The organism is Mycobacterium sp. (assembly GCF_046091765.1).
Classification (GTDB): domain Bacteria; phylum Actinomycetota; class Actinomycetes; order Mycobacteriales; family Mycobacteriaceae; genus Mycobacterium.
This window is the reverse complement of sequence record NZ_JBJTCF010000003.1, coordinates 1-23,202: the sequence shown is the minus strand read 5'-3', so window position 1 is coordinate 23,202 and position 23,202 is coordinate 1. Positions and strand designations below refer to the sequence as shown.

General features: G+C 69.6%; 22 protein-coding genes and 1 pseudogene. 12 read left to right on the top strand and 11 right to left on the bottom strand.

Going from position 1 to position 23,202, the window contains the following annotated elements; genetic code table 11:
- Window positions 1-8: 8 nt before the first annotated feature.
- Window positions 9-380, top strand: a complete 372-nt coding sequence (locus tag ACKOB8_RS00295) for a nuclear transport factor 2 family protein (RefSeq protein WP_526374464.1) — start codon at window positions 9-11, stop codon at window positions 378-380.
- Between the two features lie 19 nt (window positions 381-399).
- Here ACKOB8_RS00295 and trhA read toward each other — a convergent pair whose 3' ends face one another.
- On the bottom strand, window positions 400-1,134 hold the full coding sequence (trhA, locus tag ACKOB8_RS00290) for a PAQR family membrane homeostasis protein TrhA (protein WP_526374462.1): 735 nt from the start codon (window positions 1,132-1,134) through the stop codon (window positions 400-402).
- Between the two features lie 56 nt (window positions 1,135-1,190).
- Here trhA and ACKOB8_RS00285 point away from each other — a divergent pair, with 56 nt between their 5' ends.
- On the top strand, window positions 1,191-1,988 hold the full coding sequence (locus tag ACKOB8_RS00285; RefSeq protein ID WP_526374460.1) for a (2Z,6E)-farnesyl diphosphate synthase: 798 nt from the start codon (window positions 1,191-1,193) through the stop codon (window positions 1,986-1,988).
- Between the two features lie 60 nt (window positions 1,989-2,048).
- Here the strand turns inward: ACKOB8_RS00285 and coaA are convergent, their stop codons facing one another.
- Window positions 2,049-2,987 carry a type I pantothenate kinase gene (gene coaA, locus ACKOB8_RS00280; protein WP_526374458.1) on the bottom strand — a complete coding sequence of 313 codons (939 nt, stop codon included), beginning with the start codon at window positions 2,985-2,987 and terminating at the stop codon, window positions 2,049-2,051.
- Window positions 2,988-3,017: 30 nt separating this feature from the next.
- Between coaA and ACKOB8_RS00275 the strand changes: the two genes are divergently transcribed.
- The 6 genes from ACKOB8_RS00275 (at window position 3,018) to ACKOB8_RS00250 (ending at window position 10,046) form a co-directional block, all read left to right on the top strand.
- The gene (locus ACKOB8_RS00275) at window positions 3,018-4,214 is read left to right on the top strand and encodes a DUF885 domain-containing protein (RefSeq protein WP_526374456.1); all 1,197 of its coding nucleotides are present in this window, start codon (window positions 3,018-3,020) and stop codon (window positions 4,212-4,214) included.
- A 34-nt stretch (window positions 4,215-4,248) separates the two neighbouring features.
- Entirely contained in the window at window positions 4,249-5,703 is a 1,455-nt protein-coding gene (locus ACKOB8_RS00270; RefSeq protein ID WP_526374454.1) for a glycine hydroxymethyltransferase, read from the top strand.
- Window positions 5,704-5,750: 47 nt separating this feature from the next.
- The gene (locus ACKOB8_RS00265; protein ID WP_526374452.1) at window positions 5,751-6,581 is read left to right on the top strand and encodes an acyl-ACP desaturase; all 831 of its coding nucleotides are present in this window, start codon (window positions 5,751-5,753) and stop codon (window positions 6,579-6,581) included.
- A gap of 74 nt (window positions 6,582-6,655) precedes the next feature.
- On the top strand, window positions 6,656-7,975 hold the full coding sequence (gene phoH2, locus ACKOB8_RS00260) for an RNA 5'-3' helicase PhoH2 (protein ID WP_526374450.1): 1,320 nt from the start codon (window positions 6,656-6,658) through the stop codon (window positions 7,973-7,975).
- Between the two features lie 46 nt (window positions 7,976-8,021).
- Window positions 8,022-8,834 (top strand): polysaccharide deacetylase family protein, encoded by an 813-nt coding sequence (locus tag ACKOB8_RS00255; protein WP_526374482.1) that lies wholly within the window; start codon window positions 8,022-8,024, stop codon window positions 8,832-8,834.
- Between the two features lie 6 nt (window positions 8,835-8,840).
- On the top strand, window positions 8,841-10,046 hold the full coding sequence (locus ACKOB8_RS00250; RefSeq protein WP_526374447.1) for a cation:proton antiporter domain-containing protein: 1,206 nt from the start codon (window positions 8,841-8,843) through the stop codon (window positions 10,044-10,046).
- Here the strand turns inward: ACKOB8_RS00250 and ACKOB8_RS00245 are convergent.
- A complete protein-coding gene (locus tag ACKOB8_RS00245) occupies window positions 10,043-11,446 on the bottom strand; it encodes a class II fumarate hydratase (RefSeq protein WP_526374445.1) in 1,404 nt (467 codons plus the stop codon). The two genes, ACKOB8_RS00250 and ACKOB8_RS00245, sit on opposite strands and share 4 nt — an antisense overlap.
- A 19-nt stretch (window positions 11,447-11,465) precedes the next feature.
- Window positions 11,466-12,558, bottom strand: a pseudogene (gene glpX / locus ACKOB8_RS00240) (class II fructose-bisphosphatase).
- Here glpX and ACKOB8_RS00235 point away from each other — a divergent pair.
- Together ACKOB8_RS00235 and ACKOB8_RS00230 are read left to right on the top strand one after the other, a co-directional pair.
- Window positions 12,557-13,198 carry a DUF4245 family protein gene (locus ACKOB8_RS00235; RefSeq protein ID WP_526374443.1) on the top strand — a complete coding sequence of 214 codons (642 nt, stop codon included), beginning with the start codon at window positions 12,557-12,559 and terminating at the stop codon, window positions 13,196-13,198. The pseudogene glpX and the gene ACKOB8_RS00235 overlap by 2 nt on opposite strands.
- Window positions 13,199-13,205: 7 nt before the next feature.
- A complete protein-coding gene (locus tag ACKOB8_RS00230; protein WP_526374441.1) occupies window positions 13,206-14,003 on the top strand; it encodes a dienelactone hydrolase family protein in 798 nt (265 codons plus the stop codon).
- On the opposite strand, the gene ACKOB8_RS00225 is transcribed toward ACKOB8_RS00230, so the two are convergent.
- The 5 genes from ACKOB8_RS00225 to ACKOB8_RS00205 form a co-directional block, all read right to left on the bottom strand.
- Complete coding sequence (locus ACKOB8_RS00225) at window positions 13,984-15,189, bottom strand: AI-2E family transporter (RefSeq protein ID WP_526374439.1); 1,206 nt, start codon at window positions 15,187-15,189, stop codon at window positions 13,984-13,986. The genes ACKOB8_RS00230 and ACKOB8_RS00225 overlap by 20 nt on opposite strands.
- Window positions 15,186-15,968: an SDR family NAD(P)-dependent oxidoreductase gene (locus tag ACKOB8_RS00220; RefSeq protein WP_526374437.1), complete on the bottom strand. Its 783-nt coding sequence runs from the start codon at window positions 15,966-15,968 to the stop codon at window positions 15,186-15,188. The genes ACKOB8_RS00225 and ACKOB8_RS00220 overlap by 4 nt, the downstream gene beginning before the upstream one ends.
- An 84-nt stretch (window positions 15,969-16,052) precedes the next feature.
- Window positions 16,053-16,298, bottom strand: coding sequence for an exodeoxyribonuclease VII small subunit (locus tag ACKOB8_RS00215; protein WP_526374435.1), 246 nt, complete (start codon window positions 16,296-16,298; stop codon window positions 16,053-16,055).
- Entirely contained in the window at window positions 16,295-17,524 is a 1,230-nt protein-coding gene (gene xseA, locus ACKOB8_RS00210) for an exodeoxyribonuclease VII large subunit (RefSeq protein ID WP_526374433.1), read from the bottom strand. Before xseA ends, ACKOB8_RS00215 begins: the two co-directional genes overlap by 4 nt.
- The gene (locus tag ACKOB8_RS00205) at window positions 17,521-18,108 is read right to left on the bottom strand and encodes a lipid droplet-associated protein (protein WP_526374431.1); all 588 of its coding nucleotides are present in this window, start codon (window positions 18,106-18,108) and stop codon (window positions 17,521-17,523) included. The genes xseA and ACKOB8_RS00205 overlap by 4 nt, the downstream gene beginning before the upstream one ends.
- Window positions 18,109-18,160: 52 nt before the next feature.
- On the opposite strand from ACKOB8_RS00205, the gene ACKOB8_RS00200 reads away from it, so the two are divergent.
- Complete coding sequence (locus ACKOB8_RS00200) at window positions 18,161-19,159, top strand: 4-hydroxy-3-methylbut-2-enyl diphosphate reductase (protein WP_526374429.1); 999 nt, start codon at window positions 18,161-18,163, stop codon at window positions 19,157-19,159.
- Between the two features lie 4 nt (window positions 19,160-19,163).
- Here the strand turns inward: ACKOB8_RS00200 and ACKOB8_RS00195 are convergent, their stop codons facing one another.
- The gene (locus ACKOB8_RS00195; protein WP_526374427.1) at window positions 19,164-20,075 is read right to left on the bottom strand and encodes a DUF6542 domain-containing protein; all 912 of its coding nucleotides are present in this window, start codon (window positions 20,073-20,075) and stop codon (window positions 19,164-19,166) included.
- A gap of 85 nt (window positions 20,076-20,160) precedes the next feature.
- On the opposite strand from ACKOB8_RS00195, the gene ychF reads away from it, so the two are divergent.
- Window positions 20,161-21,243, top strand: coding sequence for a redox-regulated ATPase YchF (ychF, locus tag ACKOB8_RS00190; RefSeq protein WP_526374425.1), 1,083 nt, complete (start codon window positions 20,161-20,163; stop codon window positions 21,241-21,243).
- A 544-nt stretch (window positions 21,244-21,787) separates the two neighbouring features.
- On the opposite strand, the gene ACKOB8_RS00185 is transcribed toward ychF, so the two are convergent.
- Window positions 21,788-22,537: an SDR family oxidoreductase gene (locus ACKOB8_RS00185; protein ID WP_526374423.1), complete on the bottom strand. Its 750-nt coding sequence runs from the start codon at window positions 22,535-22,537 to the stop codon at window positions 21,788-21,790.
- Between the last annotated feature and the right edge of the window lie 665 nt (window positions 22,538-23,202).

Below are 23,202 nucleotides of genomic sequence, written 5' to 3'. Positions count from 1 at the left end.
GTTGGGCCATGCCCAGCGCTGAGCACATCCGCGACACCGTCACCCGATACCTGGCACTGGTGGCCGACGGCACCGCCGAGGAGATCGCGGCGCTCTACGCCGACGACGCGACCCTGGAGGACCCGGTCGGCGGCGAGGTGCACATCGGGCGGCAGGCCATCCGTGGTTTCTACGCCAACATCGAGGGCATCCACCGGGAGACCGAGCTGCACGAGGTGCGGGTGGCCGGCCACGAGGCGGCGTTCCTGTTCACCATCACGGTGGGGTCGGGTGAAAGCCGGCTTCAGATCAGGCCGATCGACGTGATGGTGTTCGACGGCGACGGCAAGATCGCGGCGCTCAAGGCCTACTGGGCGCCGGAGAACGCGAGCACCGTCTAGCGCGGCGCGAGCAGAGGACTCAGAAGACCGCGAACCACATCGCGATGTAGTGGCAGATCGCCGCGACCGCGGTGCAGGCGTGGAAGAACTCGTGGTGGCCGAAGGTGTTGGGCCAGGGGTCGGGCCACTTGAGCGCGTAGAGCACGCCGCCCACGCTGTAGAGCGCACCGCCGACGATCAGCAGCACCAGTGCGGCGATACCCGCACCGTGCATGATCGGCCCGACGAACCAGGCCGCCACCCAGCCCAGCAAAAGGTAGAGCGGCACGCCCACCCAGCGCGGCGCCGACGGCCAGCACATCTTGAGTAGGACGCCGGCCAGCGCGCCGCCCCAGACGATCCAGAACAGCGTCCAGCCGCTGCGCTCGGGCAGGGCCAGCAGGGCGAACGGGGTGTAGCTGCCGGCGATGAACACGAAGATCATCGAGTGATCGAGGCGCTTCATCCATTTCCAGGCGGTCGCCGAGCGCCAGCGCAGCCGGTGGTAGGTCCCGCTGACGGCGAACATCGCCACGATGGTCAGCGTGTAGATGAGCGTGGCGATCCCCGCACGGGTGGAATCCACCGCCCAGGACACCGCGACCAGGGCCGCGCCGGCGATCGCGGCCACGCCGGCCGCGTACACGTGGATCCAGCCGCGGGCCCGGGGCTTGCCGAGGAACTCCGCGGCAGCGTCGACGAGGGCTTCGGGAAGGTCCTCGGCGTCCCTGGCCGCGGAATCCGTGCGGCCGGGCCGGGTCAGCTCAGTGGTCACGTCCCCTCCCTCGATCCGCTAGGCCAGCACCACAACCCACAGTAATCTGAGTCGCCGTGGAGATCATTCCGCCGCGCCTCAAGGAACCGGCCTACCGGCTCTACGAGATGCGGTTGCGCCAGGAGCTGGCGCAGGCCCGATCCCAGCTCCCGCGGCATATCGCGGTGCTCTGCGACGGCAACCGGCGATGGGCCCGTGATGCTGGTCACGACGACGTCAGCTACGGCTACCGGGTGGGCGGGGCGAAGATCGCCGAGATGCTGCGCTGGTGCGCGGAGGCCGGCATCGAGATGGCCACCGTCTACCTGCTCTCCACCGAGAACCTGCAGCGCGATCCCGACGAGGTGGCCTCACTGGTGGGAATCATCACCGAGGTGGTGGAGGAGATCTGCGCGCCGGCCAACCGATGGAGTGTGCGTTCGGTGGGTGACCTGGAACTGCTCGGCGCCCAGCCCGCGCGGCGGCTGCGCGACGCGGTGGACGCGACGGCGTCGCGGGCGTCCAACGGTTCGTTCCACGTCAACGTCGCCGTGTGCTACGGCGGCCGCCAGGAGATCGTCGACGCGGTGCGTGGACTGCTCAGCAAGCAGCTGGCCAACGGCGCCACCGCCGAGCAACTCGTCGACGCCGTCACCATCGAGGGCATCTCGGAGAATCTTTACACCTCCGGGCAGCCCGACCCCGATCTGGTGATCCGCACCTCGGGCGAGCAGCGGCTCAGCGGGTTTCTGCTGTGGCAGAGCGCCTACTCGGAGATGTGGTTCACCGAGGCGCACTGGCCGGCGTTCCGCCGGGTCGACTTCCTGCGCGCGCTGCGCGACTACAGCCGGCGCCACCGGCGCTTCGGCCACTGAGCCGGGCCGCTGAACCGGGCCGCTGAGCCGGGCCGCTGAGCCGGGAGGTCTACCCGGAGCTCACAGCTTGCGCAGCCGCAGCCGGTTGATGGAGTGGTCGGCGTCCTTGCGCAGCACCAGCGTCGCCCGCGGTCGGGTCGGCAGGATGTTCTCGATCAGGTTGGGCCGGTTGGTCGAGTTCCAGATGTCGCGCGCCGCCGCGACGGCCTGCTGGTCGGTCAGCCCCGCGTAGTGGTGGAAGTGCGACACCGGATCGGCGAACGCGCCGGCGCGCATCGTCAGGAAGCGCTGGACGTACCAGGTCTCGATGTCCTCGATGCGGGCGTCGACGTACACCGAGAAGTCGAACAGGTCCGAGACCATCAGCCGTGCGCCGGTCTGCAGCACGTTGAGGCCCTCCAGGATGAGGATGTCGGGATGGGTGACGACGTGGGCCTCGTCGGGGACGATGTCGTAGCGGAGGTGGGAGTACACCGGTGCGCACGCGTGGTCGGATCCCGACTTCACCGCGGTGACGAAGCGCATCAGGGCGCGGCGGTCGTAGCTCTCCGGGAAACCCTTGCGGTGCATCAGGTTCCGCCGGATCAGCTCGGCGTTGGGGTAGAGAAAACCGTCGGTGGTCACCAGATCGACGCGTGGGTGGTGCTCCCAGCGGGCCAGCAGCGCCTGCAACACGCGGGCGGTGGTCGACTTGCCGACCGCGACACTGCCGGCCACCCCGATGACGAACGGAACCGGCCGCTCCGGGTTCTGCCGGGGCTCGCCGAGAAACTCGGCGGTGGCGGCGAACAGGCCCTGGCTGGCGGTCACCTGGAGGTGGATCAGCCGGGCGATCGGCAGGTAGATCTCCTCCACCTCGCGCAGGTCGATCTGCTCGCCGATGCCGCGCAGGCCCATCAGCTCGTCCTCGGTCAGCTTGAGCGGGGTGGACCTGCCCAGCGCCCGCCACTGACTGCGGTCGAACTCCACGTAGGGGCTGGGCTCGGTCAGCCGCGTCATGGCGACAGTGTGACAGCTAGCGTGGGCGCTATGGAGCCCGATCGGCTGATCATGGAGTACCTCACACTCGGGTTGCGCTTCGACCGCATCGAGGAGGGCTACGTCGACTCCTTCACCGGGGACCCCGCCCTGCGGCGGCTGGTGGCCGACGAGCCCGCGCCCGACCCCGCACAGCTGGCCGTGCAGGCCGATCGGCTGCTCGCGGAACTGCCGGCCGGGCTTGCCGACGAGCGTGCGCAGTTCGTCGGCGCGCACCTGCGCGCGCTGTCCTGCGCGGCGCGCCGGTTCGCCGGACAGGACGTCGGGTTCGTCGAGGAGGTGCGCGCCTACTTCGACGTCGAGATCGGCAAGGGTGAACCGGAGCGCTACCGCGACGCGCACGTCCGCATCGACTCGGTACTGGGCGGCACCGGCCCGCTGGCCGAACGGATGGAGGCCGAGCGCCGCGCCGACGAGATCCCGCCGCAGCGTCTCGAGGAGGCCGTCGGCGCCTTCTCCAGCGCGCTGCGCGACATCGTGCGCGCCACCTATCCGCTGCCCGACGCCGAGACGGTGGTCTACGAGGTCGTCACCGACAAGCCGTGGTCGGGCTTCAACTACTACGACGGCGGCTACCGTTCGCGGGTCGCGGTCAACGCCGACATCCGCCAGCAGATGTCCCACCTGCCGGCGCTGATCGCCCACGAGTCCTACCCGGGACACCACACCGAGCACTGCCGCAAGGAGGAGCGTCTGGTCGTCGGCCTCGGCCACGGCGAGCAGACCCTGTTTCTGGTGAACACCCCGCAGTGCCTGATCGCCGAGGGGCTGGCCGATCTGGCCCTGCACGCCGCGGTCGGCCCGGGCTGGGGCCGCTGGGCGCAGGAGATCTACGCCGACCTGGGTCTGCGTTTCGACGGCGAGCGGGCCGAGGCGCTTTCCGAGGCGCGCGCGCAGCTGGCTGGGGTGCGCCAGGACGCCGCGCTGATGCTGCACGACGAGGGACGCGACGCCGACGAGGTCGTGGCCTTCCTGCGGCGCTGGCTGCTGGTCGACGACCGCCGCGCGCGCCAGGCCCTGAGGTTCCTGTCCTCCCCGCTGTGGCGGGCCTACACCTCGACCTACGTCGAGGGCTATCGGCTGCTGCGGGCCTGGCTGGACGCCCGCCCCGACGGGGTGGGCCGCACCGAGCGCTTCGGCCGGCTGCTCGACGAGCCGCTGATCCCCTCGGCGCTGCGGGCCGACTGAGCGGCTCCCGCGCTTCTCCCATTAGGCTTTGCCCATGACCACCGACGCGATATTGTCTCCCGCCACCGCCGTGCCCGGGGCGGCCAGCGAGGCCTACCGGGCGGCGCTGAGCGTCGTCGAATCCGTCGAGCCGAGGATCGCCGCGGCCACCCGCCGCGAACTGGCCGATCAGCGCGCGTCGCTGAAGCTGATCGCCAGCGAGAACTACGCCTCGCCGGCGGTGCTGCTGACGATGGGCACCTGGCTCTCGGACAAGTACGCCGAGGGCACCGTGGGCCACCGCTTCTACGCGGGCTGCCACAACGTCGACGAGATCGAGTCGATCGCCGCCGAGCACGCCCGGGAGTTGTTCGGCGCGCCGTACGCCTACGTGCAGCCGCATTCGGGAATCGACGCGAACCTGGTCGCGTTCTGGGCGATCCTGGCCACCCGCGTCGAGGCGCCGGCGCTGGCGGAGGCGGGCCGCAAGAACGTCAACGACCTCTCCGAGGCGGAGTGGGAACGGCTGCGGGCCAAGCTGGGCAGCCAGCGGCTGATGGGCATGTCGCTGGACGCCGGCGGTCATCTCACCCACGGGTTCCGGCCGAACATCTCCGGCAAGATGTTCCACCAGCGCAGCTACGGCACCGATCCGGCCACCGGGCTGCTGGACTACGCCGCGATCGCCGCGGCGGCGCGCGAGTTCAAGCCGCTGATTCTGGTGGCGGGCTATTCGGCCTACCCGCGCCGGGTCAACTTCGCCACGATGCGCGAGATCGCCGACGAGGTCGGCGCGACCTTCATGGTGGACATGGCGCACTTCTCCGGTCTGGTGGCCGGCAAGGTGCTCACCGGTGACGAGGACCCGGTGCCGCACGCGCACCTGGTCACCACCACCACGCACAAGTCACTGCGTGGCCCGCGCGGCGGGCTGGTGCTGGCGACCGCCGAGTACTCCGACGCCGTGGACAAGGGCTGCCCGATGGTGCTGGGCGGACCGCTGGCGCACGTGATGGCCGCCAAGGCGGTCGCGTTCGCCGAGGCGCGTCAGCCGTCCTTCCGGGCCTACGCCCAGCGGGTGGCCGACAACGCCCAGGCCTTCGCCGACGGGCTGATGCGTCGCGGGGCGCGGCTGGTCACCGGCGGCACCGACAACCACATCGTGCTGCTCGACGTGCAGAGCTTCGGGCTGACCGGCCGCCAGGCCGAGTCGGCCCTGCTCGATGCGGGGATCGTCACCAACCGCAACTCCATCCCGGCCGATCCCAACGGGGCGTGGTACACCAGCGGCATCCGGTTCGGCACGCCGGCGCTGACTACCCGCGGCTTCGGCGCCGCGGAGTTCGACCGGGTCGCCGAGCTGGTGGTCGAGGTGCTCACCAACACCACGCCGGAGGGCACCTCCAAGGCCAAGTACACGCTGGTCGACAGCACCGCCGACTGGGCACGCTCGGCCGCCGCCGAACTGCTCGACGCCAACCCGCTCTACCCCGGCCTGACGCTGCAGTAGCGCGCGGCGATTTTTAGACAACCGTTAATTTCGGTTACAGTTACCGCATGGCACAGAAACCTGTCGCTGATGCTCTGACCCGCGAGCTGGAGCCGGTCGTCGCCGACAACCTGGCCCGCCACCTGCAGACCGCCGACGAGTGGTACGCGCACGACTTCGTCCCGTTCGACCAGGGACGCAACTTCGCCTTCCTCGGCGGACAGGACTGGGACCCGTCCCAGGCCACCCTGCCTGCCGAGGTCGTCGACGCCCTGGAGGTCATGCTGATCACCAAGGACAATCTGGCCGGCTACCACCGCGAACTCGTCCAGCACTTCATCCTCGAGGACAAATGGGGACGCTGGCTGGGCCGGTGGACCGCCGAGGAGAACCTGCACGCCATCGCCATCCGGGACTACCTGCTGGTCACCCGCAACTTCGATCCGGCGGCCGACGAGAAGGTCCGCGTCGCCCACGTGATGCGCGGCTACCGCGGCGACAGCTACACCCAGATCGAGACGCTGGTGTTCATGGCGCTCTACGAGCGCGCGCACGCGGTCTACCTGCGCAACCTGCAGGCCCGCGTCGCCGAGCCGGTGCTGGGGAAGCTTCTCGGGCGCATCGCCGCCGACGAAGAGCGGCATGAGCAGTTCTTCAGCACCCTGGTCGCGCACTGCCTGGAGCACCACCGCGACTCGACGCTCGCGGCGATCGCGCGCCGCGCGTTCGACTTCGGCGTCGTCGGCGGGGACATCATCGAATACCGGGAGACCAAGTTGCGCACGGTCGCCGAGACCGGCGTCTTCAACCAGGCCGCCGCCGACCGGGTGGTCTCCGACCGGATCGTCGCCTGGGGGCTGGCCGAGGAGCCGCTGCTCGCCAAGTACGTCCTCGGCTAACGCGGCGCGCCGCACCGGCGGGTGCGCCCGGCCCCGGTAGCGTCGGTCGCGATGAGCGAGCCTGAGGAGCGCCCGTGACCGATCCGCACTCGCCCGCCAGGACGTATGTGCTCGATACCTCCGTTCTGCTCTCCGATCCGTGGGCGTGTACGCGCTTCGCCGAACACCAGGTCGTCATCCCGCTGGTGGTGATCAGCGAACTTGAGGCCAAGCGTCACCATCACGAGCTGGGCTGGTTCGCCCGCCAGGCGCTGCGCCTGTTCGACGACCTGCGCCTGGTGCACGGCCGGCTCGATCAACCGATCCCGGTCGGCGCGCAGGGCGGGACGCTGCATGTCGAGCTCAACCACAGCGACCCGATGGTGCTGCCGGCCGGGTTCCGGACCGACACCAACGACGCCCGGATCCTGACCTGCGCGGCCAACCTGGCTGCGGAGGGCAAGCGGGTGACGCTGGTGAGCAAGGACATCCCGCTGCGGGTCAAAGCCGGTGCGGTCGGTCTGGCCGCCGACGAATACCACGCGCAGGATGTGATCACCTCAGGGTGGACCGGGATGGCCGAACTCGACGTGAGCGCCGCGGAGGTCGACGCGATTTTCGCCAACGGCGACATCGACCTGGTCGAGGCACGAGATCTGCCCTGCCACACCGGGATTCGCCTACTCGGGGGTAACTCGCACGCGCTGGGCCGGGTGAACGCGGACAAGCGCGTCCAACTGGTGCGCGGTGAGCGCGAAGTCTTCGGACTGCGCGGCCGATCCGCCGAGCAGCGGGTCGCGCTGGATCTGCTGCTCGATGAGTCGGTCGGCATCGTCTCGCTGGGTGGCAAGGCCGGCACCGGCAAGTCCGCGCTGGCGCTGTGCGCGGGCCTGGAGGCCGTGCTGGAGCGGCGCAGCCAGCGCAAGGTCGTGGTGTTCCGGCCGCTCTATGCGGTCGGCGGCCAGGAACTGGGTTACCTGCCCGGCACCGAGGCCGAGAAGATGGGGCCGTGGGCCCAGGCGGTGTTCGACACCCTGGAGGGGCTGGCCAGCCAGGCGGTGCTCGAGGAGGTGCTCTCCCGCGGCATGCTGGAGGTGCTGCCGCTGACCCACATCCGCGGCCGCTCGCTGCACGACTCGTTCGTCATCGTCGACGAGGCGCAGTCACTTGAGCGCAACGTTCTGCTGACGGTGCTCTCACGGCTGGGCGCGGGCTCGCGGGTGGTGCTCACCCACGACGTCGCGCAGCGCGACAACCTCCGCGTGGGCCGTCACGACGGCGTGGCGGCGGTGATCGAGAAACTCAAGGGCCATCCGCTGTTCGCGCACATCACCCTGATGCGCAGTGAACGCTCGCCGATCGCCGCGCTGGTCACCGAGATGCTCGAGGAGATCAGTCCCGGCGCGCTGCCGTAAACTCAGGACCGTGCTGCGCCGTGTGTCCGCCGTCGCCGCAGCGGCCCTGCTGCTGTCCGGCTGCGCACCGCAGTCCCCGACGCAGTCCCCCACCCCTGCCGCGCCCGACTGTGCGACGGACACGTGCGTCGCACTGACCTTCGACGACGGTCCGGGTCCCTACACCGACCGTTTGGTGGATGTGCTCACCGATGCCGGAGCCAAGGCCACCTTCTTCATGATCGGCAACAAAGTGGCGGCTGACCCCGAGGGGGCGCGCCGGGTGGCCGAGGCGGGGATGGAGATCGGCAATCACACCTGGGAACACCCCAACATGACCACCATCCCGGCCGAGTACGTCCCGGCTCAGCTCAGCAGGGCCAACGACGCCCTCGCCGCCGCCACCGGACAGCGGCCGGTGCTGTGGCGCCCCGCCGGCGGTCTGACCGACGACGCGGTCAACTCCGTCGCGGCCACCCAGGGCCTGGCCGCGATCCTCTGGGACGTCATCCCGTTCGACTGGATCAACGACTCCGACACCGCCGCGACCCGGCAGATGCTGATGAGCCAGATCAAGCCCGGATCGGTGGTGCTGTTCCACGACACCTACTCCTCGACGGTCGATCTGGTCTCCCAGTTCATCCCGGTGCTCAAGGCCAACGGCTACCGGCTGGTCACGGTCAGCGAGCTGCTCGGGCCGCGCGCCGCGGGCAGCGTGTACGGCGGCCGGGAGAACGGACCGCCGGTCAACCTGCTGCACGACATCAACCCGGCCGATATTCCCGCGCTGCCCGCGACGCCGTCGCCCACCCCGATGCCGAACTTCCCGATCACCGACATCCCGGGCGCCAACTCCGGCGGCCCGACCAACGGCGCCTAGCCGCGCGTGCACGACCAGACCGCGTTCGTCCTGATCGCCCTGGTCTTCGGCTACGCGCTGATGTCCGGACTGGTCGGGCGGTGGTACGTGGCGCCGGCACTGATCTTCGTCCTGCTGGGCATGGCGCTGGGGCCCTTCGGGCTCGACTGGCTGCACGCCGGTCCGGGCACCGCGGGCTTCACCGTGCTGGCCCAGCTCGCGCTGACCGTCATCCTCTTCGTGCAGGCCTCCGCGCTCGATGTGCGCCAGGTGCTGCGCCGCCGGGAGATCAGCGTGCGGCTGATCGCCATCGGCATCCCGCTGACCCTCGCGCTGAACACGGCGATCGCACTGCTCGTGCTGCCGGTGCTGTCGCTGTGGGAGGCGGTGTGCCTGGCCGCGATCGTCGCGCCCGCCGAGGCGGCGATCATTCATGCGCTGCTGACCGACCGGCGGATACCCGAGCGCGTCCGCCACGCGCTGTCGGTGGAGAGCGGACTCTACGACGGCCTGGCGCTGGCAGCGTTGCTGGCCGCGCTGGCGCTGGCGTCGGCGCAAGGCGATGCCGATCCGGGGAAGTGGGCCTGGTTCGCCTTCCGCGTCGAGGTCGTCTCCATCGTCGTCGGCGTCGGGATCGGGCTGGGCGGCGGTCTGCTGGTGAGCTGGTCGCGCCGCCGGTCCTGGCTCGATGACACCTGGGCGCAGCTGGCCGCGCTGGCCATCGCGCTGATCTGCTTCGAGACCGGGGAGACTCTGCACGCCAGCGGGTTCGTCGCCGCCTTCACCGGCGGTCTGGCATATGCGTTCGTCGCCGGCGGGCGCAACGCGGCGCCCGATCAGGTCTGCCGCGCCACCGCCCAGCTTCTCGAGTTGCTGGTGTTCGCCATGTTCGGCGCCTTCGCGGTGATCGACGGCTGGCGCCGGGCCGACTGGCGGGTCTTGCTGTTCGCGCTGCTGACCCTGTTCGTCGTGCGTCTCGTCGCCGTGCTGCTGGCTCTGGCGCGAAGCGATCTACCGGTGTCGGATCGGATGTTCATCGGCTGGTTCGGCCCGCGCGGGATCGGAACCGTGGTCCTGGGCCTGCTGGTCATCAATCGCGGGGACATCGAGCAGACCGGGGTGATCGACATCGTGGTCGTGGTGACCGTGACGCTGAGCCTGGTGCTGCACAGCCTGACCGCAGCGGGGGGAATCCGCGCGGTGCGGAATCCCGCGGCGACGCCCGCCGATTAGCCTTCGTCTTTGACCTTGGCCATCGCCAGCACGTCGAGGCGCCGGTCGAGTTCCTCCTCGGTGAGCTTGTCGCCGATCAGGCCGCGGTCGATGACCGTCTGGCGAATCGTCTTGTGCTCCTTGAGCGCCTGCTTGGCCACCGCGGCCGCCTCCTCGTAGCCGATCGCCGAGTTCAGCGGCGTCACGATCGACGGTGAGGACTCCGCCAGCCGGCGCAGCCGCTGTTCGTCGGCGACCAGGCCGTCGACGCAGCGGGTGGCGAAGAGCCTGGAGACGTTGGCCAGCAAGGTGAACGACTCCAGCAGGTTGCGCGCCATCATCGGGATGTAGACGTTGAGTTCGAAGGCGCCGGACAGCCCGCCAACGGTGATCGCGGCGTCGTTGCCGATCACCTGGGCGGCCACCTGCGTGACGGCCTCCGGGATCACGGGATTGACCTTGCCCGGCATGATCGAGCTGCCCGGCTGCAGGTCCGGCAGGTGCAGCTCGCCCAAACCGGTCAGCGGGCCCGAACCCATCCAGCGGATGTCGTTGGCGATCTTGGTCAGCGAGACGGCGAGGGTCTTGCACGCGCCGGAAGCCTCGACCAGACCGTCACGGGCGGCCTGCGCCTCGAAGGAGTTGGTGGCGGGGCGCAACTCGGCCAGGCCGGTCTGGGTGACCAGCACGTCGACCACCTTGACGCCGAAGCCGTCCGGGGCGTTGAGCCCGGTGCCGACGGCGGTGCCGCCGATGGGCAGCTCACCGAGGCGCGGCAGACACGCGCGCACCCGCTCGATTCCGGCCTGCACCTGGCGCGCGTAGCCGCTGAACTCCTGCCCGAGGGTGACCGGGACGGCGTCCATCAGGTGGGTGCGCCCGCTCTTGACCACGGTGCGCCACTGGCGGGCCTTGTCCGCCAGCGATGCATGCAGCACCTCGAGTGCCGGAATCAGCTGGCGCACAGCGGCTTCGGTGGCCGCGATGTGGGTGGAGGTGGGGAAGGTGTCGTTGGACGACTGGGACATGTTGACGTCGTCGTTGGGGTGCACGGTCACACCGTCGCGGGCACAGATCGAGGCGATGACCTCGTTGGCGTTCATGTTGGAGCTGGTTCCCGATCCGGTCTGGAAGACGTCGATCGGGAACTGGTCGTCGTGCAGTCCGTCGGCGATCTCACCGGCGGCGGCGATGATCGCGTCGGCTTTCTCCGGCGCGAGATTGCCCAGGTCCTTGTTGACCTGTGCGCAGGCGGCCTTGAGCAGTCCGAGTGCGCGGATCTGGGTGCGTTCCAGGCCGCGGAAGGAGATCGGGAAGTTCTCCACCGCACGCTGGGTCTGCGCCCGCCACAGCGCCTTGGCCGGCACCCGGACCTCGCCCATGGTGTCGTGCTCGATGCGGTATTCGCCGTCGTTGGTCATCAGTGGTGGGGCGCCTTTCTCAGGGGAGGGGATAGGCAGCGGAGTCGTCCCCGGTGAAATCCACCGCGGAGTACTCGGAAAGCTTGGAGAGCCGGTGGTAGGCCTCCACCATGCGCACCGTGCCCGACTTCGAGCGCATGACGATCGACTGGGTGGTGCAGCCGCCGCCGTAGAACCGCACGCCCTTGAGCAGATCGCCGTCGGTGACGCCGGTCGCGCAGAAGAAGACGTTCTCCCCGGAGACCAGATCCTCGGTGTGCAGCACCCGGCCCGGCTCGTGGCCGCGGTCAATGGCCTTGCGCCGCTCGGCGTCGTCCTTGGGCGCCAGCTGGGCCTGGATCGCCCCGCCCATGCAGCGGATCGCGGCCGCGGCGATGATGCCCTCGGGCGTGCCACCGATTCCGACGAGCATGTCGGTGCCCGAATCGGGGCGGCAGGCCGCGATCGCCCCGGCGACGTCGCCGTCGGTGATCAGCCGGATGCGGGCACCGGCAGCCCGGACGTCGGCGATCAGCTCCTCGTGGCGCGGCCGGTCCAGGATGCACACCGTCAGGTCGGCGGCACTGGAGTTCTTGGCCTTGGCGACGCGGCGGATGTTCTCGGTGATCGGTGCGGTGATGTCGATGGCGTCGACCCCGTCGGGGCCGACGACGATCTTGTTCATGTAGAACACCGCCGAGGGGTCGAACATCGCGGAGCGCTCGGCGACGGCGAGCACCGAGATGGCGTTGGGCATGCCCTTGCTCATCAGCGTGGTGCCGTCGATGGGGTCCACGGCGAAGTCGCACTCCGGGCCGTCGCCGTTGCCGACCTCTTCGCCGTTGTAGAGCATCGGGGCGTTGTCCTTCTCGCCCTCGCCGATGACCACCACGCCGCGCATCGACACCGTGTTGACCAGCTGGCGCATCGCGTCGACGGCGGCCCCGTCACCGCCGTCCTTGTCGCCGCGGCCGACCCAGCGCCCCGCGGCCATCGCGCCGGCCTCAGTCACGCGGACCAGCTCGAGGGCGAGGTTGCGGTCGGGAGCCTCGCGGCGTCGGGCGTCGGGCATGCGGGGCATGCGGTGATTGTTCCAGACCCCCCAACCGCAGACCTGGGATACTGGCGGTCATGACCGTCCCGTCCGGCCCGCAGGGTCCCCGCCCGCCCAAGCCCCGGCTGCTGCAAGACGGCCGGGACATGTTCTGGTCGCTGGGCCCGCTGATCCTGGCCTGCGTGATCCTGGCCGGGCTGGTGGGCACCTGCTCGTTTCGCCCGCGCGGGCCGGCCGACGGTGCGGTCCCCTCCTACGACGCGCCCGCGGCGCTGCGCGCCGACGCCGACGCGCTGAGCTTCCCGATCCGGCTCCCGGTGCCGCCGCAGGGCTGGCAGGCCAATTCCGGTGCCCGCGGCGGTGTCGAGCGGGGCCGCACCGACGTCGCGACCGGGCAGCGCCAGGATGCCGAGACGAGCCGGGTCGGCTACATCGCGCAGTCGAAGATGTATGTCAGCCTCACCCAGAGCAACGCCGACGAGGCGCCGCTGGTCGCCTCCCTTCAACCCGAGGTGTACCCGACCGGCGTCCAGGAGATCGGCGGCGTGAAGTGGGTCGTCTACGAGGGCGGCGACGGGACCGAACCGGTGTGGACCACCCGCCTGGCCGGCCCGGGCGGGGCGGTACAGCTGGCCGTCACCGGAGCGGGCAGCCCGGAGGACTTCCGCGCCCTGGCCGCCGCCACCCAGTCCCAGCCACCGATCACCCCCGACCGATAGGACGCCGATGACCGCACCCGAGGCAGACCTCTCCGGCTGGACCGCCGAACCGTTCTCCGCTGCGGGCTTCACCTATGACGTCTACCGCAAGGGTGCCGGCCCGGGTGTGGTGCTGATCCCGGAGATGCCCGGCGTGCACCCCGGCGTGCTGGCCTTGGGAAATCATCTGGTGGACAACGGGTTCACGGTCGCCATTCCCTCCCTCTTCGGCACTCCCGGGGCGGCCGCGGTGCGGCCCGGGATGGTGCCGGTGCTGGTGCGCGGCTGCGTCGCCAAGGAGTTCGCCGCCTTCGCCGCCAACGCCGACCGGCCGATCACCAACTATCTGCGGGCGCTGGCGCGCGATCTGAGGGACCGGACCCCCGGCAAGGGCGTCGGCGTGATCGGTCAGTGCTTCACCGGCGGTTTCGCGTTGGCCGCGGCCGTCGACGACAGTGTGCTGGCGCCGGTGCTCAGCCAGCCCTCGCTGCCGCTGCCGCTGACCGCCAGGCAGCGTCGCGACCCCGGCCTGTCCGAGGCGGAGCTGAAGGTCATCGAGAAGCGGGCCGCCGAGGAGGGGCTGTGCGCGCTGGGGCTTCGGTTCACCGGTGATCCGGTCGTGCCCGCGCAGCGCTTTAAAGCCCTCAAGGACCGGCTCGGCGACAACTTCGAGGCGATCGAGATCGACTCCTCGCCGGGTAATGCCGGCGGCTTCGGCCGGATGGCCCACTCGGTGCTGACCGCGGAGGTGCGGGAGGTCGACGGCCAGCCGGCCTACGAGGCCCGCAAGCGCGTCGTGGAGTTCCTCAGGGAGCGGCTGACTTAACGGTCGGCTCGGCACCCGCCGGCCCGGGGGACGATCCGGCGGACGACCCGGTCACCGGTTGCTGCGGCGGGGTCTTCTTCTTTCGCCGGAACAGCTTGCGCCGCTCCTCGGCCTCCTCGGTCTCCATCGCCACGCCCTTGTAGACCGCCAGGTAGACCGAGATCGTCGTGACGATCAGGATCATCAGCACGGGGCCCAGAATGATGCCGAAGAAGCCGAACATCGCGATCCCGGAGAACACCGCGAGCAGCATCAGCGCCGGATCCAGCCGGGCTGCCCGAGGCACCAGGATGGGCCGCAGGAAGTTGTCGATGTTGGTGATCGCGATGAGGTGGAACAGCACGACGAACAGGCCCCCGGCGACGTTGCCGAACAGCATCATGCCGATGCCGAACGGGATGGTGACGATGCCGCTGCCGAGCGGGATGACCGAGAGCGCGGTCAGGAAGATGACCATGACGAAGAACGCGTCGTGGAACCCGGCGATGTAGATCGACATCGCGCCGAGCAGGCCCTGCACCAGCGCGATGATGAACTGGCCCTTGACCGTTCCCTTCACCATCGCGCCCATCTTGGCCAGGTACAGGTCGGTGACCTCTTCGCCGAGCGGGTTGAGCCGGCGGATCAGGGTCAGCACCTGCTGCTGGTTGGTCAGTAGCGACACCAGCACGTAGAGGAAGATGATGGTGGCGGTGATCAAGCCGATGACCCCGCCGACCGCGCCGCTCATCGTGCGTAGGAGCCATTCGCCGACGTTCTGGGCGACCGTCCCCAGGGTGCCGCGCAGCGACTCGACCGTGACCGTGGGGGTCTGGAAGGGCAGCTTGCCGAGCAACTGGTTGACCAGAGCGATCGCCTTGTCGCCCAGTGCGCTGACGTCGGCGGTCTTTGCCCACTCGGCGACACCGACCAGCAGGTGCGAGACCTGGAAGGAGGCCAGGGTGATCAACAGCGTGATCGGGATGACCACGGTGGCCAGCGCGGCCAGCACGGTCAGCGCCGTCGCCAGACCCCCGCTGAGTTTCGCGCGCATCCGGTTGTACAGCGGCGTGAACAGATACGCGACGATGGCGGCGATCACCACCAGCATCAGGTAGCGGCGCATGAAGTAGGCGCCGAACAGCAGCGCGATGATGGTGGTGACGGCCAGGGCGCGCTTCTGGGTCACGGTGAACTCGGTTTTCACAGGGCATCACCCAGCAGTTTCTCGAGGTGCTCATGGATGTTGGGATAGCGCTTGAGGTGCGCGCCGCCATTGAGGTCGAGAACCTCGCCGGTCAGCCAGGAGGTCAGCGGCGAGCTCAGGAACACCACCGCGGCGGCGACGTCCTCGGGCGTGCCGGCCCGGCCGAGGGCGGTGTTCTCCACGTAGTCGTCGACGACACCGGGGATCGCGGCGGCGGACTCGGTCAGCGGGGTGTGCACGAAGCCGGGTGCGACCGCGTTCACCCGCACGCCGTGCGGGCCGAGTTCGAGTGCCGCGACCTGGGTGAGCATCGACAGGCCGGCCTTGGCGGCGCAGTAGGCGCTCATCCCGATCGCGGGCTGGCGGGCGTTCAGCGATGTCAGCGACACCACTGAGCCGCCGTCGCCGAGATGCCGGCCGGCGTGCTTGATGACCAGGAATCCTCCGGTCAGACACACGTCCACCACCGAACGGAACTGTTCGGCGGCTAGTTCGGTGATCAGCCCGAAGCCGCTGAAGCCCGCACAGTTGACCACGACGTCCAGTCTGCCCTCGCGGGCCACGACGTCGTCGAACAGCGCGGCCACGCTGTCCTCGTCGGTCACCTCGACCGCGGCCCAGTGGTGCGGGCCGCCCAGTTCGGCGGCGCGCGCGGCGGCGGCCTCGGTGTTGCGGTCGGCCACGGTCACCCGGCAGTGGTCCTCGGCGAGGGCGCGTGCGGTGGCCCACCCGATGCCCGAGGCGCCGCCGACGACGACAGCGACCCGTTCGCCGGTCATGCCGGACTCCGGTCCAGGGCGGCGGCGCCCCAGGTGCGACCGATCGCCTCCCACGCGGGGAGCGGTCCTGCCTGATCCGGGTTGTCAGTCACCGTCGGTGTCCCCTCCGTCGTTCAAAGCCTTCTCGATTCGGGCCCGGGCCCCGGCGAGGTGCTCCTCGCAGCGCTTCGCGAGCTGCTCGCCGCGCTCCCAGAGTGTCAGGGACGTGTCCAGGTCCAGCCCGCCCTGTTCGAGGGCGCGCACCACTTCGGTCAGTTCGTCGCGGCACTGCTCGTAGCCGAGTTCACTGACGGGGCGCTCGGCGGTGTTGTCGGAGGTGTCATCGCTCACGGGGCGCCATTCTCCCGTCCGGAACTCACCGCGCCCACCGCGCCGTCGGACAGCCGGACTCGCAGCAGGGCGCCGGCCGGTGCGTCGGCGACCGAGCGCAGTACCGCCGCGGTGCCGTCGACGCGCTGCACCACGGCGTAGCCGCGGGCCAGGGTCGCCGCCGGACCGAGGGTGGACAACTGCTTGGCGAGGTAGGTGATGCGATCGGTCTCGGCCGACACCAGCTGCCCGATGGCGCGGCGCGCGTCGGCCCGGGCGCGGCCGGTGTCCGCTGCCCGATCGCCCACCAGCCGCAGCGGATCGGCCAGTACCGGGCGGCTGCGCAGCTGCGTCAGGGCGCGCTCCTCGCGGATGACCCAGTTGCGCAGCGCCCCCGCCGCGCGCCGTCGAAGCTCGGCGACCAGGCGTGCCTCGGCGGCGGCGTCGGGCACGACGCGCTTGGCGGCGTCTGTCGGCGTCGCCGCGCGAACGTCGGCGACCAGGTCGCACAGCGGATTGTCGGGTTCGTGACCGACCGCGCTGACCACCGGCGTCCGGCAGGCGGCGATCGCCCGGCACAGCGTCTCGTCGGAGAAGGGCAGCAGGTCCTCGACGCTGCCGCCGCCGCGGGCGATGACGATGACGTCGACGGCAGGATCGCCGTCGAGGTCGAGCAGTGCCTCGACGATCTGGGCCACCGCGGCGCTGCCCTGCACCGCGGTGTTGCGGATCGCAAACCGCACCGCCGGCCAGCGCTGGGTGGCGACGGAGGTGACGTCGTGCTCGGCGGCGCCGCCACGCCCGGTGATCAGTCCGACCACGGTCGGCAGGAACGGCAGCGGCCGCTTGAGCCGCTCATCGAAGAGGCCCTCGGCGGCGAGCAGGCCGCGCAACCGCTCGATGCGGGCCAGCAGCTCTCCGAGTCCGACCGCCCGAATAGCGCTCAGGCGCAGGGAAAAAGAGCCACGACGGGTGTTGAATTGCGCCTTGCCGCAGACCACCACCTGGGTGCCCTCGGTCAGGGCGACCGGAGCGCCGCGGACCAGATCGGCGCTGCAGGTCACGCTCATCGACATGTCGGCGGCCGGATCCCGCAGCACCATGTAGACGGTCGCTCCCCGGGTTCTGATCTCGGTCAGCTGGCCTTCGACCCACACCGCGCCGAGCCGGTCGATCCAGCTCGCCACCCGGATCGCCACCGCGCGAACCGGAAACGGGTTCTCCGCCGAGCTACCCGGGCTGGTCACTTGGCGGTCGCGCGGGTGATCCTGTTGGCCAGCAGGGTCTGGAACGGGGCGCGGGCCTTGGCGGACTCCTCGTAGTCGAGCAGGGCCCTGAGGTCGGTGATGCTCAGCGACGGCATGCGCGCCCGGAGTTGGGCCAGCGTCAGCGACTCGTAGTCCAGTTCGACGGCGATCGGCGGGGGCTGCTTCTTCGGGGTCTTCTTGCGCGGGCCGGCGTTCTTCGCCGGAGCGGACCTGCCCGCCGCGTCCGCGCGGGCCGTGTCGGCCACCGAGTACAGGGCGAACCGGCCCTCGGTGCGGCGCTCGCCGTCGCCGGCCGGCCGCTGCCCGTCACCCCCGGCCAGGTCCTCGTCGAAGGTGGCCCAGTCCGGTTTCTCGTCCTTGGGCGGGAACAGTCCCTCCAGTGCCTCGTCACCCCGGATCGCCAGGCCGGCCAGGTCCTGCTGGACCTTCATCACGACCTGGGCGAACGTGCTGGCGACGGTGACGGGGTACATCAGGATCGTCTGGGGCAGCCTGCGGGTCTCCTCGATGGCGGTGACGGCGATGCCGACCAGCAGGCGAACCCCGAATGGTGCTGTTGCCATGGACAACAGCCTAGGCTGGCCCGCCCGGCGCGACGGAACGTACCCTGAATCCATGCCGTCCACGATTGACATGGGGATTCCCGGTGCCGCGGGGTCGGCCGTCCACCGCGGCGGCAAGCGGGTGCTACTGGCCGAACCGAGGGGTTACTGCGCCGGGGTCGACCGGGCCGTGGAGACCGTCGAGCGCGCCCTGGAGAGGCACGGCGCCCCGGTGTACGTGCGCCACGAGATCGTGCACAACCGCCACGTCGTCGACACCCTGGCCGCGGCCGGGGCGGTGTTCGTCGACGAGACCGACGAGGTGCCCCAGGGTGCGATCGTGGTGTTCTCCGCGCACGGCGTCGCCCCGTCGGTGCACGAGTCGGCTGCCGCCCGCGACCTGAAGGTCATCGACGCCACCTGTCCGCTGGTGACCAAGGTGCACAACGAGGTCAAGCGGTTCGCCAAGGAGGACTACGACATCCTGCTGGTCGGACACGAGGGCCACGAGGAGGTCATCGGCACCGCCGGAGAGGCCCCCGATCACGTCCAACTCGTCGACGGGCCTGAGGGCGTGGATCGGGTCAGCGTGCGTGACGAGAACAAGGTCATCTGGCTGTCGCAGACCACGCTGAGCGTCGACGAGACCATGGAGACCGTCGCCCGACTGCGGGAGCGGTTCCCCGCGCTGCAGGACCCGCCGAGCGACGACATCTGCTACGCCACCCAGAACCGTCAGGTCGCGGTCAAGGCGATGGCGCCGGAGTGCGAGTTGGTGATCGTGGTCGGCTCGCGCAATTCGTCGAACTCGATGCGACTGGTCGAGGTGGCGCTCAGTGCGGGGTCCGGGGCGGCTCATCTTGTCGACTACGCCGACGACATCGACCCGGGCTGGCTGGCGGGCGTGACGACGGTGGGTGTCACCTCGGGCGCGTCAGTCCCCGAGATCCTGGTGCGCGGGGTGCTCGAGCGTCTCGCCGACCTCGGCTACGCCACGGTGCAGACCGTGACGACCGCCAACGAGACGCTGGTGTTCGCGCTACCGCGCGAGATCCGCCCGGCGCGTTCGTAGCCGGTTAGCGGCGCCGGCCCTCGCGGTACTCGCCGGGCATCTCCTCGCCCGCCCCGCGGTAACGCACCCGCGACACCGGGTGATGCGTCGAGGGGTAGCCGTCGGGGACCGGCCGGCGGCGCGGATCCTGGTCGCGCACCGGGCGGGGCGGGTAGTAGCCCTCGCGGTAGTCGCGCGGCTCGCGGTAGGGCCGTGGTTCGCGGTACGGGCGGGGGTCGCGGCGTTGCCGGGGGTCGCTGTGCTGGCGCGGGTCGCTGCGCTGGCGTGGGTCGCGGATCGGCGGCGGGGCGCTACGCGGTTCGCGCGGCGGGCGTGGGCGCTGGGCACGCGGCGGGGCGGCGGTGGCGTCGGGCCGGTTGCGGGTGTGCCTCGGGGGTTCCCGCCGCTCGGCTCGGTCCCGCGACGGCTGCGGCTGCCGCACCTTGGCCACCAGCCCGGCCACCAGCCCGGCGAACGGGCTCGGCGATCGCGATTCGGGGGCGGCGTCGGCGTCCGGGCGGTCGGGCATCTTGACGTACCAGCGGATCATCCCGATCAGCAACACGATGGCCGAGGTGATCAGCATCAGCGGGAAACGCTCGATCAGCGGATAGCCGCAGTTGATGATGATGTCCTTGAGGCCGTTGAAGGTCGAGCCGTGAAAGACGTAGTAGGCCAGGGGCACCGCGACGAACAGCACCAGCGGTGGTTGGACCACGGCGGTGAAGATGCTCGACTGCCGGACCGCGAGCACTGCGCCGATGCACCCCAGGGCGTAGCACACGGCGAAGACCGACCCGAGTTCCTGATGGCCCGAGCCGGCTTCGATGGCGAATCCGGTCAGGGTGGCGGTCGCTGCGATCAGCACGGCGACCCACGGGGAAACACCGGCGAAACCGGGGTGGGCGGAGCGTCGATCGGCCGCAGGGTGTGGCACCGTTCGACCGTACCGGGTGTGTCGTCCAACAGACGGCCAGCGCGCCCGGCGTGGCTGCGGTTGGCGGGCCTAGACTCTTGACCCTGTGAGCTTGAGCCTGGGCATCGTCGGGTTGCCCAACGTCGGGAAATCCACCCTGTTCAACGCCTTGACCCGCAATAACGTGCTGGCCGCGAACTACCCGTTTGCCACCATCGAACCCAACGAGGGTGTGGTGGCGCTGCCGGATCCGCGGCTGGCCACCCTGGCCGAGCTGTTCGGCTCGGAGCGCATCGTGCCCGCGCCGGTGACGTTCGTCGACATCGCCGGCATCGTCAAAGGCGCCTCCGAGGGGGCCGGGCTGGGCAACAAGTTCCTGGCCAACATCCGCGAGTGCGACGCGATCTGCCAGGTGGTGCGGGTGTTCGCCGACGACGACGTCGTCCACGTCGACGGACAGGTCGACCCGCGCAGTGACATCGAGGTCATCGAGACCGAACTCATCCTCGCCGATCTGCAGACCCTGGAGAAGGCGCTGCCGCGGCTGGAGAAGGAAGCCCGCACCAATAAAGACCGCAAGCCGGTGCACGAAGCGGCGGTGGCCGCCCAGGCGGTGCTCGATTCGGGGACGACGCTTTTCGCCGCCGGGCCGAAGGTCGACTCGGCGCTGCTGCGCGAACTGAACCTGCTGACCACCAAGCCGTTCCTGTACGTGTTCAACTGCGACGAGTCGGTGCTGACCGACGCGGCCCGGGTCGCCGAGCTGCGCGAGATGGTCGCGCCCGCCGACGCGGTCTTCCTCGACGCCAAGATCGAGTCCGAACTCCAGGAACTCGACGACGCCTCCGCCGCCGAACTGCTGGAGTCGATCGGGCAGACCGAGCGCGGCCTGGATGCGCTGGCGCGGGCCGGATTTCACACCCTGAGGCTGCAGACCTACCTGACCGCCGGGCCCAAGGAGGCCCGCGCCTGGGTGATCCACCAGGGCGACACCGCACCGAAGGCGGCGGGGGTGATCCACTCCGACTTCGAGAAGGGGTTCATCAAGGCCGAGGTGGTCTCCTTCGACGACCTCGTCGCCGCCGGGTCGATGGCGTCGGCCAAGGCCGCCGGCAAGGTGCGCATCGAGGGCAAGGACTACGTGATGGCCGACGGCGACGTGGTGGAGTTCCGTTTCGGAAAAACATGACCTAAAACGTTCTGACTAGGCAAAACGCGCGCTGTGCCTGTTGTGAGAGTCTAGCGTGATGAGGACTGATCTCCCTTAGGCCGCCTACGCGGGGCGTACTTCAAGAGATCGGTCGAGGGGGTACTTACACACACCCTGCCAACGGACAGGTGTACCCCCGCCTTCAACACGTCACTGTCGCGGACCTATTTGATGGAAAACTGCCGCAGATTCCCCTATCTCGAGCCGGATACATTGAGGCTGAGAGGCTCGAGCAGCCGAAGCCTCAGGACGAAACGTTGTTTTAGGCCTCTCACACCAGGCCTTTCACCCCTCTTCCCGGGGGACGGGACAACTCACGTGGCATAGGTCCTCTGACACACACGGCTGGGAAAACTAAGGGAGTCGGACAGGTAGCGTTCGTCGGCTCAAGCCCGCCCGAGAATCCGCCCATCTGGATCACCTGGCTCGTGGTCTTGGTATTCGCCGGATCCCTTGCCCGAGCGCGGTCCTCCGCACTGGGATTCGGTCCCCTCAAGGCCCCGAGGCCCCGAGGGCCGTTCCGTCACTTGACTCGGCTGTCCAGCCACTGGTCGAACGTCATCCGCGCCAGGTCGGATTCGGTAGCGTTGCCACGCAGTGACCCGGAAGCTGCTGCGCGCCAATATCGTCCGGGCAGTCGGACCTCAATCGGATGCACCGACATGCCGTCCCGAGCATGCAGTCGACGCACCATATCGATGAGACGTTCGTCGGCGGGTCCGACAAGATCGGCCAACCGCCCGCCCGGTCCGGCTTCGGCGACCTCCACCAGTCGCTCGGCGACCTCACGCGCCGCGACGGGGCGGATCAGCATCGTGGGGATCACCGCGACCGGCCCGAACGTCGCTCGCTGCACCACCTGTCCGGCGAATTCGTGGAACTGGGTCGCTCGCTGAATCGACCATGGGACCGCCCCTGTCGAAACTTCCCGTTCCTGCGCGAGTTTGCCGGCGTAGTAGCCGGTGTCGGCACCGTCGATTCCCACGATCGACAACGACACATGATGCCCCACCCCGGCCGAGCGCTCAGCGGCGAGCAGATTGCGGGTGGCTCGGGTGAAGAACTGCCTCGATTTCGTGGCGCTGGTCGTCAGCACGTTGGTCACGTCGATGATCGCGTCCGCTCCGGCGATGGCCTCCACGAGTCCTGCGCCGGTCGACACGTCCTGGCCCGAGGACCGGGACAGCGCGACGACTTCATGTCCTCGGTCTCGCGCTATTTCGAGAATGTGGCGACCCAACGTGCCGGTTGCCCCCGCGATCGCGATCCTCATCGAGGCAGTTTCTCAAGAGCGACTAATTGGCGCAATATAACAGCGGGTCTTCCCTCCGGAGGCGGTCTTGACGGTGCGCACGTAGGCCACCGCAGCAGCCTACGAACCCCCCATTTAGTGCACAAATCTCGGCCGCTTCGAGAGCAAACCATGCGGAGGCGCCGTTCGATCGCGAGTTCGTTGCGGCGGCTCAGGGCATCCAATGGAGGATCACGTCCCGGGGAGTAGGTGAGGGCGGCGAAAACATTCGGCCAACGGGGGGACTGACGTACCGGCGGGGCATCACGTTTCCCTCCCTCCCTCCGGCCCATTGAGGGGGTCGGGGGGATACCCGCTGCAATGCCTGTGATGCAACGTCACGGCCGCCTCGAGGACTCCCCCCACCCCCGGCGATGTGGAAACGCAAGCTGCTCTCTACGGTCCGCCTAGGCCCCGAGGGGCGCCTACGTAGGGGGGCGGGGACCTCACCCCCGGGTGGAAAAACATTTAAGGGGGAGCGGAAACCTAGGCCCCGAGGGGCGCGGCCGTCGGTAAGGGGTCATCTTTCAGACGACGCCGACACGGTCTCTATTGTTCAGCGAACTTTGCTGTACCGCGGCCCCTCAGTCCGCATACAGTCCGCAACATGAAAAACCGCGCCAACGATGGGACACGGAAAACGTGCT